Origin of the sequence: Cellulophaga algicola DSM 14237 (assembly GCF_000186265.1) — a bacterium.
Taxonomy (GTDB): domain Bacteria; phylum Bacteroidota; class Bacteroidia; order Flavobacteriales; family Flavobacteriaceae; genus Cellulophaga; species Cellulophaga algicola.
In genome coordinates this window covers 3060208-3075575 of sequence record NC_014934.1, presented here as the reverse complement: position 1 = coordinate 3075575, position 15368 = coordinate 3060208, and the positions used below count along the sequence as shown (strand labels likewise).

Genomic DNA, 15368 nt, shown 5'->3' with positions numbered 1-15368 from the left:
TTTAAAATGCAATTTCTAAGGTATTTATTTTTTATCTTTTCATCAACCAATCAGCATGGGGTGCACTCCCCTTTTGTGTATGCTCTTGTAACCAAGTGCTTGTACAAGAATCAAAAACACACCTCTGACAAATCTTTAAATACGGCTTTAAAACTATTGGATTATTTTAATAGTTCTAAAGTCTGTTTTAAAGACAGAAATACGGAACTAGAAAAATTAGTACAGCAAAAATTTCCTAAAATAGTTGCCGATGATAATTCTGTTGATTTTATTTACTTAGACACTCTTTCTGAAAAAAACTTAGCCTATTTAAGGAATATAAATAGCGTTACTAATGAAACACTCATTTTTATTAATGCCATTAATAAAAACTACACACATTGGAACCAGCTTATTACATTAGAAAAAGTGACGGTAAGCATTGATACCTTTCACTGTGGTATTCTATTTTTTAGACGGGAACAAGTAAAAGAACATTTTAAGATTCGGATATAAACCTGTAATTTTAGTTTAAATTCTATTAAAAATGAAGTACATCATTTACATATCATTTGCTGTTTTGGCTGTTATTTTCATAGGAAACCTCCTTAAAAATAAAAAGAGAACAAAAGAACGAAAAAACCGCAGGTTTATGGATCGCAACAAACGCTAACTTCCTAAAAGACGTAATTCTACTAAAGAAAATCAGAAGCAATGAAGATTTATACAAAAACAGGAGACAAAGGTACAACAGCACTTTTTGGAGGTACTCGGGTTCCTAAACATCATATTAGAATTGAAAGCTACGGAACTATAGATGAATTAAATTCATGGATAGGTTTAATTCGTGATCAAGAAATAGATCAGCATTCTAAAGACATTCTCACCCTTATTCAGCATAAATTATTTATTGTAGGTGCCGTCTTAGCAACCGATCCTGAAAAAGCACTATTAAAAAACGGAAAAGAACGTTTAAATATTGATAAAATTAGTGCCGATGATATTTTGCTGCTAGAACAAGAAATGGACACTATTGAAGCTAACTTACCTCCAATGACTCATTTTATTTTACCAGGGGGCCATACAACCGTGTCATACTGTCATATTGCCAGAACGGTATGCCGAAGAGCAGAACGTATTGCATCACATTTAAATGACAATGAACCCTTTGAAGCAAATGTTTTACGTTATTTAAATAGACTATCAGATTATCTGTTTATGCTTGGTCGGGGTTTATCTGCTCATTTAAACGTTGAAGAAATAAAATGGATTCCAGAAAAAAAATAATAACAAAATGCTAATAATCAACATATTAGCATATTTATTAAAAAATAATTTATTAATAACTACGAAAAAACTTGGATATATCATTTTAAAATTTAGTTTTGCAAAAAATTAAAATAATACCACTAACATGTATTGGACTTTAGAATTAGCGTCTTATTTAAGTGATGCACCTTGGCCAGCTACCAAAGACGAATTGATAGATTATGCAATTAGAACCGGAGCTCCACTAGAGGTTGTAGAAAATCTACAGTCTATGGAAGAAGAAGGCGGTGAAATTTACGAATCTATCGAAGAAATTTGGCCAGACTACCCAACGGAAGAAGATTACCTTTGGAACGAGGACGAATATTAAAATATTAACGTAATAACATTAAAAAAGTCTCATTTGAGGCTTTTTTTTTACTTAATTTTGAACTTGAGTGACAGCATTATCAATATTGCTGTTTATTATAGTTCATTCTGTCATGTTATTCCGGCATAATACCTTTGGTATGGTTATAGCATAGATTAAAAAAAATAATTTACCGTATGAGTTTTTTAAATTCTGTTTTAAAAGTTTTTGTAGGCGATAAGGCTAAGAAAGATGTCAAAGAACTACAACCTATCATAGATAAGATTCATTCTTTCGAACAAGAACTTGCTGGTTTAAGCAATGATGAAATCCGAAATAAAACACTTTCATTCAAAGCACAAATTAAAAATGACACACAAGTCATTAACGATCAGATTCAGGCGCTTGAAGCAGAAGTGAAAAACTCAAAAGATATTGACAAAAATGAAGATATCTACGCAGAAATAGACGCCCTTAAAAAGGAAGTTTATGAAATTTCTGAAAAAACGCTAAAAGCTATATTACCAGAAGCCTTTGCTGTTGTCAAAGAAACATCAAAACGTTTTGCTAATAATACTACAATAGAAGTAACTGCCTCTGAGTATGACAGACAGCTTTCTGGAACAAAAGAGTATGTTGCTTTAGAAGGTGATAAAGCTATCTGGCAGAATTCATGGAATGCAGCTGGTAAAGAGGTTACCTGGGACATGGTACATTATGATGTTCAGCTTATTGGTGGTATTGCATTACATGAAGGCAAAATTGCTGAAATGCACACAGGAGAAGGTAAAACTTTAGTAGCAACTTTACCCTTATATTTAAATGCATTGACAGGTAATGGAGTTCATTTAGTAACGGTAAATGATTACTTAGCCAAACGTGATAGCGCTTGGATGGCTCCAATATTTCAATTTCACGGTATTACTATAGAATGTATAGATAATCATCAACCAAATTCTGATGGTAGACGCGCAGCCTATAATGCAGATATTACTTACGGTACAAATAATGAATTCGGTTTTGATTATTTGAGAGATAACATGGCGCATACGCCAAGTGATTTAGTACAACGTCCGCACAACTTTGCTATTGTAGATGAGGTCGATTCTGTTTTGGTAGATGATGCACGTACCCCTTTAATTATTTCTGGTCCTGTACCAAAAGGAGACATTCAAGAATTTGATCAATTAAAACCAAAAGTAAACGATATTGTAACCTTACAAAAGCAATATCTAACAGGCGTTTTAGCGGAAGCTAAAAAATTAATTTCTTCTGGTGATACTAAAGAAGGTGGTTTTCAATTATTAAGAGTTCACCGTGGATTACCAAAAAATAAAGCATTAATAAAATTCTTAAGTGAAGAAGGTGTAAAACAACTGCTTCAAAAAACTGAGAATTACTACATGCAAGATAACAACCGTGAAATGCCAAAAGTAGATGAGGCACTTTGGTTTGTTATCGACGAAAAAAATAATCAGATAGAGCTTACCGAAAAAGGAGTAGAACATATCTCTGGGGAACAAGATCCTACCTTCTTCTTAATGCCTGATATTGGTGGAGACATCGCTAAAATTGAAAGTCAAAATCTTGATGTTGAGCAAGAGGCTGAACTTAAAGAAGAACTTTTCAAAGAATTTGGTATTAAAAGCGAACGTATTCATACTTTAAATCAACTATTAAAAGCATATACACTTTTTGAAAAAGATGTAGAATATGTTGTTATGGAAAATAAGGTAATGATTGTTGATGAACAAACGGGTCGTATTATGGACGGTCGTCGTTATTCTGACGGATTACACCAAGCTATTGAAGCTAAAGAAAGTGTAAAAATTGAAGCTGCAACACAGACTTTTGCCACAGTTACTTTACAAAACTACTTTAGAATGTATAATAAGCTTGCCGGTATGACGGGTACAGCTATAACAGAAGCAGGAGAGTTTTGGGAAATCTACAAACTAGATGTTATGGAGATTCCTACCAACAGGCCTATTGCTAGAGATGATAGAAATGATTTAATTTATAAAACAAAACGTGAAAAGTATAATGCGATAATTGAAGAAGTTACTAAACTTTCTGCTGCTGGAAGACCTGTTTTAATAGGTACAACATCTGTTGAAATCTCTGAGCTTTTATCTCGTATGCTTAGTATTCGCAAAGTTCCTCATAATGTTTTGAATGCTAAAATGCATAAAAAAGAGGCAGATATTGTTGAAGAAGCTGGTAAAGCTGGTATTGTAACTATTGCTACAAACATGGCTGGTCGTGGTACCGATATTAAATTATCAGAAGCCGTTAAAAAAGCAGGTGGTTTAGCAATTGTTGGGACAGAACGTCATGATTCTCGTCGTGTTGACCGCCAATTAAGAGGTCGTTCTGGACGTCAAGGAGATCCAGGAAGTTCACAATTCTATGTATCTCTTGAAGATAACCTAATGCGTTTATTTGGTTCTGACAGAGTAGCAAAAATGATGGACAGAATGGGCTTAGAAGATGGTGAAGTTATTCAGCATTCAATGATGACCAAATCTATTGAGCGTGCTCAGAAAAAAGTTGAAGAGAACAACTTTGGAGTTCGTAAGCGATTATTAGAGTATGATGATGTAATGAATGCACAACGTGAGGTTGTCTACAAACGTCGTCGTCATGCCTTACAAGGTGAGCGTCTAAAGGTTGATATTGCAAATATGATCTATGACACTTGCGAAGTAATTACGGAAACAAATAAGAATGCTAGTGATTATAAGAATTTTGAATTTGAATTGATTAAATACTTCTCGATTACGTCCCCGTTATCAGAAGAAGAATTTACAAAGAGAAGTGTTCAAGAAATAGCATCTTTATTGTATAAAAATGCATACCAACATTATCAAGATAAAATGGAGCGTAGTGCTACCGTTGCAAATCGGGTAATTAAAAATGTATTTGAAGATGATGCAAACAAATTTGAACGTATTGTGGTTCCTTTCTCTGATGGCATAAAAACTTTTAATATTGTTACCAATTTAAAAGAAGCTTATGAGAGTGAAGGTAAACAGTTGATTACAGATTTTGAGAAAAATATCACTTTAGCCATCGTTGATGATGCATGGAAAGTTCATTTACGTAAAATGGATGAATTGAAGCAATCTGTACAACTTGCGGTTCACGAACAAAAAGATCCATTGTTAATTTACAAGTTTGAAGCTTTTGAATTATTCAAAGGAATGATTGAAAACGTTAATAAAGAAGTTGTAGCATTCTTATATAAAGGAGAAATCCCTAATGGCAACGATACTAACATTCAAGAAGCCAAAACTATTAGTGAGCCTAAAGAAAGTTTAAACGTTAGTAAAGAAGAGGTTTTAAATAGTGATGAACTTGCTGCACAACATCGAGCTGTAGGTCAAAATCAAGGAAGCAGACCTGCAATTACCGAGACAATAACCCGTGAAGCTCCAAAAATTGGACGTAATGACCGTGTTACTATTAAAAATGTAATGTCTGGAGAAAGTAAAACGGTAAAGTTTAAACAAGCCGAACCACTTCTTTCAAAAGGAGAATGGGTGATCACAGCGCATTAATTTTCATATAAAATATATTCTAAAACGACAGCCTATAATGGCTGTCGTTTTTGCTTTTAACCAAAAAACATATTTAGTTTTACATAAGATTCTTTGTATTTTGATGGTATTATAGAGAAAATACTTATCTTAATGCTTGGAAATTCCACCTGTTAAGGAAAATTATTAGCAGTAAAACTAAATAAATGGCTCACCAACAACGCCTTAAAACCAAAAAAAACCTAATTCTAAAAGTAAATTACATCTCATCAGCCCTATCCTTAGTGTTTGGTTTCATATGTATTTACTTTTTAAAGATTACAGAAGTAATTCCGTACGTGTTTTTTTTATTTTCGATTATAAACCTAGCAAACACCTTTGCATTTAAAAAGCATCAAAATTTATCATTGATGTATAATGTTACATCACTTGTAACTTTATTTAGCTGTATTATTATTACCTTATTTAGCGGCGGTATTAACAGCGCATTTATTTTTGTCTTAGGCTTAGTTGTTTTTGCTGGCTATGTAACTACAAAGCGCTATGGAGAAGTTTACCTCTATTGTGCATTCATTATCGTTACCTTAATTTACTTTCAGTCTATTCTAAATCTTCCTTATATTAGGAATGTAGTTCCTGAAGACTCAAAAGATCTCTTTAATTTTATAAGTATTCTTTTCTCCTTATATATACTAGGCGGAGTATTTGGTAAGATATTGGTCAAAACACATTATAATTTGTACAAATCCAAAATGGAGGTCGAACAAAAAGTACGTGAAAAAGAAACGCTTATTAAAGAAGTACACCATCGTGTAAAAAATAATTTGCAAACCGTATCTAGTCTTTTAAGTTTACAAGCAAGAAACATGAAAGATGAGGAAATGAAAAAAATGATTAAGAGTAGCCAGAATAGGGTTAACTCTATGGCTATGGTACATGAAATGCTGTACATGCGTGAAGACTTATCAAAAATTGAATACAAGTCGTACGTAGAGGAATTAAGTGATTACTTAGTCCGGTCTATAAAAGGAACTGATAATAGAATAAAAGTAGCTATTGATATTATAGATATTAATCTTGGAATAGATACTGCCATCCCATTAGGACTTCTTATTAATGAAGCCATTACAAATTCTTTAAAATATGGTATTAAAGACAATGGTGAAGGCGAAATAAGTATCGCTCTTAAAAAAGGCCAAGAAGATCAGGATTACGTCTTAAACATTGGTGATAATGGAGATGGTTATGAAGAAAGTATCACACCACAAACAACAACGTCTCTGGGATTAAAACTTATCTACAACCTTACAAGACAACTGCAGGGTTCTATCTTAAAAGATGCCTCTAAAAAAGGAACCAATTATATTATAACATTTAAAGAGATTGGTCAAAACTTTCAACCAATCGCATAAACTATAGGCTACTTAACGTTTAGTTACTTTTACCTTTACGGTCTTTAACTGTTTAGCTGTATTCTGTTTGGTATTTAAAAATAAAATTACAAGAGGAATTGAAGTTATTAGTACTATAGTTGTTACCATCATAATTATGCTAATTTAGTTTTGTTTGCTTTTGTATAAAAAGATAATTCCTTTTTCACTTTATAGTTTCTATCCATATATAAACGTGCAACCTTAGTTTCATTACTATTTAATGTAGTCTTTACCGTTGGAGCAACCAAAACAACATTTTCTGTTTGAGTAGCTACTTTCGCTTCTTGAGCTTGGGCGAATAAACCGATAAAAAGAACAAATAAAATAGTTACAATTGCTTTCATGACTTGGATATTACACTGTAAAGATACTACCAAGCTAAAGTGCGTTTCGTCGATTTTCGCCCAACACCATTTATCTAACGGTGAATGAACTTTATCAGGGTGTAAAGAACCCTTTGTCCGATAACGGTAATTCACTTAAAAATGCATCATCGTAATTTCAGGTCGTTAATCGGTATTTACCCTTTCATCATTTCGAATAAAAGGTTTAAAATTCATCTTTTATGTTGAGAACTATTACAATTCAATTAAATACAACTCATTTAAATTTCCAAACAACAAGCACAATCTAGAATCCTTATTTCTCTTTTTTACAACATATTAGAGATTCTAAAAGTACAATTTGATATGAGTATTGGAAACAGCCATAACCTCCTAAAAAGACCTCTAAATGCAATTGCAAATGGTTTAATTATTAAACTATAAAAGGTTCCTTTTCAGGAACCTTTTATTCTATTATTTTAAGACTAGACTCTACTAAGGAGTGACTTTATTTTTTCATAGCAACAAACATCTCTTTCATTTTTGAAGTAGTCTGTATATTTAACCTTATAATATTAAAGAATGTAAGAGCTATTACTAGTATTAATGATACTTCCATACTTATGCTAATTTAGTTTTGTTTGCTTTTGTGTAAAAAGACAAGGCTTTTTTTACTTTATAATTTCTATCCATGTATAAACGAGCAACTTTAGTTTCGCTACTATTTAATGTAGCCTCTATTGTTGAAGGAACTAAAACAACACTTTCTATTTGTGCAGCTACCTTTACTTCTACTTTAGCATCTTGTGCTTGAGCAAATAGACCGATAAAAAGAACAAATAAAATAGTTAAGATAGTTTTCATGACTTGTGTATTATACTGTAAAGATACTACCAAGCTAAAGCGTATTTCGTCGATTCTCGCCCAATACCATTTAACTATCGGTGACTGGGAATTATCTAGATGTAAGCAGATTTTTATCCGATAACGGTTTTTACTTCAAAATTCTATCATCGTAATTATCGGTATTTTACCGATGATTACAAGTATGTATTTTCCATAGCCACATCAGCAGAATACATATAGCAGAGAAAAAGTAACTAATACCATATCTTTTAGAATAGCGTACTTGAGACACGTTCTTCTAGTAATAAAAAATTAAGTTCAAAGCACATAGCGCTAAAAACAAATACTAAATAATAAAGAGGTAAATTAAATGATACGGAGAAGAGAAGATTCTATGCAAAAAAAACTTTAAAGATGTACGTGAATTATATAACGTATGGATCAAGTAAAATTATGCTAATTTAGTTTTGTTTGCTTTTGTGTAAAAAGACAAGGCTTTTTTTACTTTATAATTTCTATCCATGTATAAACGAGCAACTTTAGTTTCGTTACTATTTAATGTAGCTTCTATTGTTGAAGAAACTAAAACAACACTTTCTACTTGTGCAGCTACCTTTACTTCTGCTTTAGCATCTTGTGCTTGAGCAAATAGACCGATAAAAAGAACAAATAAAATAGTTAAGATAGTTTTCATGACTTGTGTATTATACTGTAAAGATACTACCAAGCTAAAGCGTATTTCGTCGATTCTCGCCCAATACCATTTAACTATCGGCGACTGGGGATTATCTAGATGTAAGCAGATTTTTATCCGATAACGGTTTTTACTACTAAATTTTATCACCGTAATTATCGGTATTTTACCGATGATTACAAATATGTCTTTTCCATAGCTACATCAGCAGAATACATATAGCAGAGAAAAAGTAACTAATACCATATCTTTTAGAATAGCGTACTTGAGACACGTTCTTCTAGTAATAAAAAATTAAGTTCAAAGCACATAGCGCTAAAAACAAATACTAAATAATAAAGAGGTAAATTAAATGATACGGAGAAGAGAAGATTCTATGCAAAAAAAACTATAAAGATGTACGTGAATTATATAACGTATGGATCAAGTAAAATTATGCTAATTTAGTTTTGTTTGCTTTTGTGTAAAAAGACAAGGCTTTTTTACTTTATAATTTCTATCCATGTATAAACGAGCAACTTTAGTTTCGTTACTATTTAATGTAGCTTCTATTGTTGAAGAAACTAAAACAACACTTTCTACTTGTGCAGCTACCTTTACTTCTGCTTTAGCATCTTGTGCTTGAGCAAATAGACCGATAAAAAGAACAAATAAAATAGTTAAGATAGTTTTCATGACTTGTGTATTATACTGTAAAGATACTACCAAGCTAAAGCGTATTTCGTCGATTCTCGCCCAATACCATTTAACTATCGGTGACTGGGGATTATCTAGATGTAAGCAGATTTTTATCCGATAACGGTTTTTACTTCAAAATTCTATCATCGTAATTATCGGTATTTTACCGATGGTTTTTAAACACCTATTTTTAATAGAAGATTGGGGTTTGGACAATTATTCTTGTAAAATTCTAGATCTTGAGCACTACACACCCCTGGATAGTCACCCATATACTCCTGTATAGATTTTATAACCTGAAAATGTAGGTGTGGTGCATAATTTACATTTATATCTGGAGTCCCTAAAGACCCAATGCAAGTACCTCTTTTAAAAACCTGACCAGTTTTTAAATCTTTAATTGAATCTAGAGACAAGTGACCATATAGCGTATAAAAAGATACTTTATTAAGAATGTGCTCTAAAATAATTGTTGGACCATAATCGCCCACCGTACTGTTATTTTTAAAACTATGCACCTTACCTTCAATAGGAACTAAAACTTTAGTGCCTGCATTTGCCCAATAATCAATACCTAAATGTATATTTCTAGCCACGCTATGCTCTTTTGAAAAATTAGATTTATCCGCATAGAGGTTTCTTCTTTCTAAATAACCTCCGTAAGCTACTTCTGCTTTATTTAAAGTGAGCACCTTATCTATATATTCCTGGCATTCCTTCGGATCTGTTATTGCTACAGTAGTTAAAAAATCATTAGAAATAGAGAGATCTAATGCACAATAGCTAGTAATCGAAATCTCTGCATCTAAAATGGAGATACTCTTTTTAGAATAGTCTAACAATAAGTCTTCTAATAGGTTCATATATTTACAACAAATGATTATGTATAGCCTAAGCAATTAAATTTAATAGAGGTCAGTAGTTAATTACTTATTAATTCAGCTTGATTGATTTTATCATTATTGACCATTTTAACAATAAGATTATTGAATATTGTAGCTTTACTTTGAGATCTGCTTATTCTAAAACAAAATTCATTGAAATATCTATTTAAATTATTGTCACTAACCCAAGAATAAGTTGTTCTTATCCAAGATTTAACCTGATGTATCATTGTATGAAGCGCTTTAAAATTTAACCCTCCATTACTTTCTATTTGTGTGATGTCGTAAGCCTTTGCAATAGGACTATAGCCTCTCCATTTATCTGTAGTAATCTTTGCGTTTCGGCTGATATGGTTGACAAAAATATATTGTAAGGATTGTGCTGAAAAATCATCTATTTTCATAGCATACATTCTTTTTACCTTTCCATCTTCTGTAAGCTGAACAGCTGTAACCGCCTTCTTTTTCTTAGCATTGTAGCTTCTGCCAACTTTTGTTTCTTCTCTGCCCCCTAAAACAAATTCATCTACATGAACAACTCCGTCCATAGGATTATTCCCACTCGAAGACATAGCTTCTCTGACCTTAAGCATAAAAAGTCTAGCTGTTTTTTCTGTTACTCCGTAACGTACTCCCATATAACTTGCAGATAAGCTTTTCGTGCTTGTAGCCATCTCAAAACAAATAAAAAATGCTTTGCGAACACCAAACTTTACCTTGTGAAATAATGTATCTGCTGTTGCGGATTCTGTATGTCTACAAATATTACATTGCCTAGAGAAATCAGCACGTGTTTGACAGGCTATATGATTGCATCTAGAACATTTAAAAGGGGTTTTAGACTTAATATTTGCTAAATATTCTTTGCAATCATTGTCCGTTTTGAAGCAATCAGAGAACTCTAGAAGATTTTGACCCTTGAAAATATCCATAATTTAATATATTTACTGAGTATCAAGATACGAAGTTAGCTACTGACCTCTAAAATTTAATATATAATTAACAACTTAGGTAAGCAGCACTCCGTAAGTAAATTTAAAGATATACCACTAATAATAAAAAACACTATGAAATATTTACAAATTACATCTATTGCACTCCTAGCATTGGTTACTACGAGCTGCCAATCAAAAATAAAAGACAAACAAATTACGCCCATACATAGCGAGGTTCCTGCTCAAGATTTGTCTTCTTATGAAACTGCATATTTTGCGAGTGGCTGTTTCTGGTGTGTAGAAGCTATATTTGAAAGTGTCAAGGGTGTTAAAGAAGTTGTTTCTGGTTATTCTGGAGGAAAAGAAAAAAACCCTACGTATGAGGCCGTTGGTTACGGCAGGACTACACATGCAGAGGCCGTAAAAATTTATTATAATCCTAAAGAAGTAAGTTTTGAAACTTTAGTGAAGGTATACTTTGGCTCTCATGACCCAACAACTGTAGATGGTCAGCGCCCAGATATGGGAAAACAATATAGATCTATTGCCTTTTATAAAAATGACAATGAGAAAAAAATTATTGAAGCTTATATGACTAAATTAAAAAATGATAAGGTCTACAATAAGCCATTAGCTACAGAGGTTACCAAATTTGATATCTTTTATGATGCAGAAGATTACCATCAAGATTATGAAAAAAAACACCCTGACAATTCTTACATAAGAGGTGTCTCTGTACCTAGGTTGAAAAAATTTCAAAGTAAATTTCCTGAACTAATAAAGAAAGGTAATCATTAAACTACTCTAGCACCACTTCACTGTATTTAGCATTAACAGTAAAGGTCTTATCTGTATTTTTAGAAAGATAATACCCTTTACTTAGGGTAGTTTTATCATTTTTAGTCTTTACTAAATTTAATGATGTAGGTGCTATTACTTTAGAACTCTCCTCATTTACCGTAATTGTAAATGGGGATTTTGGTATTTTACACTTTAGCGCTCCGTTCTGTACAGATACATCTATTGCCGAATAATCTTTACTAACCTCATTTATTTTTAAGGAACCGAAGTTATTTTTAGCAAAAATATTTTTTAATAAATGCGCAATTGTGACCTCTGAAGACGTAGCACTTAGTGTTAAATTCTTGACTGTATTTATAGAAACATTATCTGAATAACTCACTTTTAATTTACCGTAATTCCAATTTTGAATGTTTACAGGTGAGTATGAAACATCAATTTGCGTTTGATCGCCATCAATACTATTGGCATACAATCCTGAATACGCAAAAGTTCCTTGAATATTTTTGGTATTCGCTGCAAGCTTAACCTCTCCATGGCGTATGTTCATTTTAAGGGTTACAGACTTGGGCATTTTTATTTTTATATGTTTTTTTACTTTTATTTTAGAATTAACACCCTTCGCATTAGACGACTGGTAATATACATTTGGCATCGTGTAATAGCCAAACGATATCGCGTCACTCAGTATAGTATCTGTTCTTCTACCTGCAAATTGCTGCTTTTTATATTCCGATTTTTCTTTTAACTCCTCAAGCATTGCTCCTCGCTTTTCTTTATACGCTGCCCTACGCTCTTCTAAATACTCTTTTCTTTCTTCTAATTCACCAAAACGTTCAGCTCGTGCAGCAGTTAATTTTGCCCTGCGCTCTTCATACGCTTTCTCTCTGGTGCTCATCATTTCAAGTCTTATTTTTTCTGCTTTCTGATGCTCTGCTTCCACCTTTTTTTCTAATTCGCTAAATGCTTTCCTATCTTTTTCAGAAAAACCTGCATCAAATGCTGTTTGCCATTTTTTCATATAAACGTCACCGTCTTTCTTAAACGCTTCTAAATCAAATTCTGGAACATTTATTCTAGGAATTTCAGGAAATTCAAGAGAATCTAACATAAGCGCTAAATGCTCTATTTCTGGCAGCTCACCTATCTCTGGTAATTCAAATTCATTAGCATCCCATGAACTTTTAAATGCGCCTGGAGTATGAAGCGCCGTCCAAGAATTCTGTGTTCCCGAAGTAATGGTTATTTGACTACTATTTCCTGCAATATTCAGTTCGTTTTGCTTAAAATAACTTGCCATATCATTATTAGAAGCTCCTTCTATTTCTATTACTACTTCTATTTCTATTTGGTTTTTATCCCACGTCTCAAATTCAATATCGGTATGTGATGTATTGATATTGATTATAGCATTCTCCTTTACATTAAAATTTTCAAGATAGGTTTTAGTCTGCTTTTGAGCGTTCCCAGAAGTTACTATGCATAAGAATATGAATACTAGTTTATATACTGATTGCTGTTTCATTTTTTGATGATTTTAATTCGGTTAACTTGTTCTTTAATTTCTGCAACAACTGTAAACGCAACTGTAAATTTTGTATTAGCGCTGAAATAGTTTGATCATTTGGCCCAATGGCATTTAATTCTTTATTGAGGCCTTGGTACTCTTTATTCAATTCTGCTAATCGTTCCATAAAACCTTCTACCAATCCTTTATTCTCTTTAGATACTTCTAATTTTGCCAACTCTAGGTTGATAGTTGCCAAATAATAGTTCTCTACTTTTTTAAGATCAGGTGATAAATCACCTAAAGAAATCTCTTGAATTTCAGATTTTTCAGCTAACCCCACTACGCTTGGGTTTTCGACCATAATCTCAACCCGATTACTGGCATAGAAATAAACACCTACGCCAATCATGATTAATACCGTGGCTGCAATTTTCATAAAAAATAAAATGGGTACAATTGTCTTTTTAGGCAATTCTTGATCTAAGCGATTAGCAAAACGTTCCTTATGACCAGAATTTAAGCTATAACCCTCCTTTTCAGGTGTTTCTTTAAAAAGGTTTCTAAGATCTTGATTCATATTTATTTTTTATTAAATGTTCTTTTAAATAAGCTTTACCTCTCATTAGTTGTGTTCTACAAGTGGTTTCCTGAATATTCAAAATCTGAGAAATTTCTGAATGATCATATCCTTCCATTAAATAGAGCAGTAGAACATACCTATATTTTTCTGAAATGGTATGAATAGCTGTTCGCACTTCCTCAATGGTTATTGATACTTCTACATCCCAATCGTCATCTTCAACAAGAAGCAATTCATTCTCTTCTATCGAAATATGTGCATTACGCTTAGCCTTTAAAAAATCTATACATTTATGAATAACAATTTTTTTTAGCCATGCACCAAAGGTCACTTCTCCTTTAAACTGATCTATTTTCAAAAATGCTTTAATAAATGATTCCTGCAAAACGTCTTCTGCATCATCACTATTTTGCAAATACCGCATCACGACACAGTACATGCCATCACAGTACTTTTCATAAAGCTTCATTTGCGCTCTACGATCGTTAGCCTTACATTGTTCTATTAGAACTGTTTGGAATTTTAGCACTTTTTCCAAGATGGTTTATAATTGTTGTTACCTTAAAGACGATAGCATTATTAAAGTGTTGCAAAAAAGTTTAAATTTGTTTATAAATTTTTCAGCTTTGATTCAAAATACTATTAAAAATAACAAGATTGAACTTACTGTTCTAGATTTTGGCGCCATTATTCAAAAGATTATTGTAAAAGATAAAAACGGCAATCCTACCAATATGGTCGTTGGTTTTGAACAACCTAAAGACTACTTAGACAATCCTATGTTTTTAGGTGCGTGTATTGGGCGTTATGCAGGAAGAATCTCTAAAGGAGAATTTACTCTTGATAAAAAAATATACCCTATACAAGAAGAAAAAGGTGTTCACCTACATGGTGGTTCCGCAGGTTTTAATAAGAAGTATTTTAAAGTTGATGAAGTTAATCACGGAGGTAATCCATTTATAAAACTTTCATATATAAGTGAACACCTGGAAGAAGGCTATCCTGGTACTTTAAAAGTAAGCGTTACGTATACTTTAGAAGACAATGCTTTAATTGTTACCCATGAAGCCACAACTGATCAAAAAACAGTAGTTAATTTAACAAATCACTCATACTTTAAATTAGACAACACAGCCGAAATAAACCATTACGACTTACAATTAGATTGTACTAAAATTCTAGATACGTATGACAACCTTATCCCTACGGGGAAACTAACTGAAGTTGCGCATACCAAGTATGATTTCTTAGAAAATAAAAAAATAAACACAACACGCCTAGATACTCCTTTTGTAATTGATAAGCGTAAAGAAATTTGCGCATCAGTACATTCTGCAATTTCCGGAATTACTTTAGAAGTAACAACCAACCAAGCTGCAGTAGTCATTTACACGCCAGAAACTACAGGATCTATCTGTTTTGAAACACAAAACTATCCTGATGCTCCTAATCAACCCAATTTCCCGTCGAGTGTTTTAAACAAAGGAGAAAAATATTTTAACCAATCTATATTTAGATTCAAAGCATAAAAAAACCCGAATAATCGGG

16 protein-coding genes are annotated in these 15368 nt (G+C 32.4%); 7 read left to right on the top strand and 9 right to left on the bottom strand.

The genetic code is table 11. The features are described 5' to 3' along the window. Window positions 1–6 precede the first annotated feature (6 nt). The 5 genes from CELAL_RS22460 (at window position 7) to CELAL_RS13280 (ending at window position 6548) form a co-directional block, all read left to right on the top strand. On the top strand, window positions 7–495 hold the full coding sequence (locus tag CELAL_RS22460) for a hypothetical protein (protein ID WP_013551421.1): 489 nt from the start codon (window positions 7–9) through the stop codon (window positions 493–495). A 198-nt stretch (window positions 496–693) separates the two neighbouring features. Continuing rightward, window positions 694–1266, top strand: coding sequence for a cob(I)yrinic acid a,c-diamide adenosyltransferase (locus tag CELAL_RS13295; protein ID WP_013551420.1), 573 nt, complete (start codon window positions 694–696; stop codon window positions 1264–1266). 127 nt (window positions 1267–1393) lie between these two features. Continuing rightward, window positions 1394–1618 carry a DUF2795 domain-containing protein gene (locus CELAL_RS13290; protein ID WP_013551418.1) on the top strand — a complete coding sequence of 75 codons (225 nt, stop codon included), beginning with the start codon at window positions 1394–1396 and terminating at the stop codon, window positions 1616–1618. Window positions 1619–1794: 176 nt separating this feature from the next. Further along, on the top strand, window positions 1795–5157 hold the full coding sequence (secA, locus tag CELAL_RS13285) for a preprotein translocase subunit SecA (RefSeq protein WP_013551417.1): 3363 nt from the start codon (window positions 1795–1797) through the stop codon (window positions 5155–5157). A 185-nt stretch (window positions 5158–5342) separates the two neighbouring features. After that, a complete protein-coding gene (locus CELAL_RS13280) occupies window positions 5343–6548 on the top strand; it encodes a sensor histidine kinase (protein ID WP_013551416.1) in 1206 nt (401 codons plus the stop codon). Window positions 6549–6682: 134 nt separating this feature from the next. Here the strand turns inward: CELAL_RS13280 and CELAL_RS13275 are convergent, their stop codons facing one another. The 6 genes from CELAL_RS13275 to CELAL_RS13250 all read right to left on the bottom strand — a co-directional run bounded on the left by CELAL_RS13275 (window position 6683) and on the right by CELAL_RS13250 (window position 10926). After that, on the bottom strand, window positions 6683–6913 hold the full coding sequence (locus CELAL_RS13275; RefSeq protein ID WP_013551414.1) for a hypothetical protein: 231 nt from the start codon (window positions 6911–6913) through the stop codon (window positions 6683–6685). A 600-nt stretch (window positions 6914–7513) separates the two neighbouring features. After that, on the bottom strand, window positions 7514–7756 hold the full coding sequence (locus CELAL_RS13270; RefSeq protein ID WP_013551412.1) for a hypothetical protein: 243 nt from the start codon (window positions 7754–7756) through the stop codon (window positions 7514–7516). A gap of 433 nt (window positions 7757–8189) precedes the next feature. Further along, complete coding sequence (locus tag CELAL_RS13265; protein WP_013551411.1) at window positions 8190–8432, bottom strand: hypothetical protein; 243 nt, start codon at window positions 8430–8432, stop codon at window positions 8190–8192. A gap of 438 nt (window positions 8433–8870) precedes the next feature. After that, on the bottom strand, window positions 8871–9107 hold the full coding sequence (locus tag CELAL_RS13260; RefSeq protein WP_013551410.1) for a hypothetical protein: 237 nt from the start codon (window positions 9105–9107) through the stop codon (window positions 8871–8873). Between the two features lie 179 nt (window positions 9108–9286). After that, a complete protein-coding gene (locus CELAL_RS13255; protein WP_013551409.1) occupies window positions 9287–9973 on the bottom strand; it encodes a peptidoglycan DD-metalloendopeptidase family protein in 687 nt (228 codons plus the stop codon). A 59-nt stretch (window positions 9974–10032) separates the two neighbouring features. Further along, the gene (locus CELAL_RS13250) at window positions 10033–10926 is read right to left on the bottom strand and encodes an IS1595-like element ISCal1 family transposase (protein ID WP_013551408.1); all 894 of its coding nucleotides are present in this window, start codon (window positions 10924–10926) and stop codon (window positions 10033–10035) included. Between the two features lie 135 nt (window positions 10927–11061). On the opposite strand from CELAL_RS13250, the gene msrA reads away from it, so the two are divergent. Beyond that, window positions 11062–11727 (top strand): peptide-methionine (S)-S-oxide reductase MsrA, encoded by a 666-nt coding sequence (msrA, locus tag CELAL_RS13245; RefSeq protein WP_013551407.1) that lies wholly within the window; start codon window positions 11062–11064, stop codon window positions 11725–11727. 1 nt (window position 11728) lies between these two features. On the opposite strand, the gene CELAL_RS13240 is transcribed toward msrA, so the two are convergent. From CELAL_RS13240 to CELAL_RS13230, 3 genes are read right to left on the bottom strand one after another with little or no spacing between them, the layout of a single operon-like run. Beyond that, window positions 11729–13255, bottom strand: coding sequence for a hypothetical protein (locus tag CELAL_RS13240; RefSeq protein ID WP_013551406.1), 1527 nt, complete (start codon window positions 13253–13255; stop codon window positions 11729–11731). Further along, on the bottom strand, window positions 13233–13817 hold the full coding sequence (locus CELAL_RS13235; RefSeq protein ID WP_013551405.1) for a hypothetical protein: 585 nt from the start codon (window positions 13815–13817) through the stop codon (window positions 13233–13235). The genes CELAL_RS13240 and CELAL_RS13235 overlap by 23 nt, the downstream gene beginning before the upstream one ends. Continuing rightward, entirely contained in the window at window positions 13801–14358 is a 558-nt protein-coding gene (locus CELAL_RS13230) for an RNA polymerase sigma factor (protein WP_013551404.1), read from the bottom strand. The genes CELAL_RS13235 and CELAL_RS13230 overlap by 17 nt, the downstream gene beginning before the upstream one ends. Window positions 14359–14446: 88 nt before the next feature. Here CELAL_RS13230 and CELAL_RS13225 point away from each other — a divergent pair, with 88 nt between their 5' ends. Next, window positions 14447–15349 carry an aldose epimerase family protein gene (locus CELAL_RS13225; RefSeq protein ID WP_041558149.1) on the top strand — a complete coding sequence of 301 codons (903 nt, stop codon included), beginning with the start codon at window positions 14447–14449 and terminating at the stop codon, window positions 15347–15349. Window positions 15350–15368 lie beyond the last annotated feature (19 nt).

What these genes read in the sequence shown, in the direction of transcription:
- CELAL_RS22460 (WP_013551421.1), top strand. Translation starts at nt 7, where the DNA reads ATGCAATTTCTAAGGTATTTATTTTTTATCTTTTCATCAACCAATCAG.
- CELAL_RS13295 (WP_013551420.1), top strand. Translation starts at nt 694, where the DNA reads ATGAAGATTTATACAAAAACAGGAGACAAAGGTACAACAGCACTTTTT.
- CELAL_RS13290 (WP_013551418.1), top strand. Translation starts at nt 1,394, where the DNA reads ATGTATTGGACTTTAGAATTAGCGTCTTATTTAAGTGATGCACCTTGG.
- secA (WP_013551417.1), top strand. Translation starts at nt 1,795, where the DNA reads ATGAGTTTTTTAAATTCTGTTTTAAAAGTTTTTGTAGGCGATAAGGCT.
- CELAL_RS13280 (WP_013551416.1), top strand. Translation starts at nt 5,343, where the DNA reads ATGGCTCACCAACAACGCCTTAAAACCAAAAAAAACCTAATTCTAAAA.
- CELAL_RS13275 (WP_013551414.1), bottom strand. Translation starts at nt 6,913, where the DNA reads ATGAAAGCAATTGTAACTATTTTATTTGTTCTTTTTATCGGTTTATTC.
- CELAL_RS13270 (WP_013551412.1), bottom strand. Translation starts at nt 7,756, where the DNA reads ATGAAAACTATCTTAACTATTTTATTTGTTCTTTTTATCGGTCTATTT.
- CELAL_RS13265 (WP_013551411.1), bottom strand. Translation starts at nt 8,432, where the DNA reads ATGAAAACTATCTTAACTATTTTATTTGTTCTTTTTATCGGTCTATTT.
- CELAL_RS13260 (WP_013551410.1), bottom strand. Translation starts at nt 9,107, where the DNA reads ATGAAAACTATCTTAACTATTTTATTTGTTCTTTTTATCGGTCTATTT.
- CELAL_RS13255 (WP_013551409.1), bottom strand. Translation starts at nt 9,973, where the DNA reads ATGAACCTATTAGAAGACTTATTGTTAGACTATTCTAAAAAGAGTATC.
- CELAL_RS13250 (WP_013551408.1), bottom strand. Translation starts at nt 10,926, where the DNA reads ATGGATATTTTCAAGGGTCAAAATCTTCTAGAGTTCTCTGATTGCTTC.
- msrA (WP_013551407.1), top strand. Translation starts at nt 11,062, where the DNA reads ATGAAATATTTACAAATTACATCTATTGCACTCCTAGCATTGGTTACT.
- CELAL_RS13240 (WP_013551406.1), bottom strand. Translation starts at nt 13,255, where the DNA reads ATGAAACAGCAATCAGTATATAAACTAGTATTCATATTCTTATGCATA.
- CELAL_RS13235 (WP_013551405.1), bottom strand. Translation starts at nt 13,817, where the DNA reads ATGAATCAAGATCTTAGAAACCTTTTTAAAGAAACACCTGAAAAGGAG.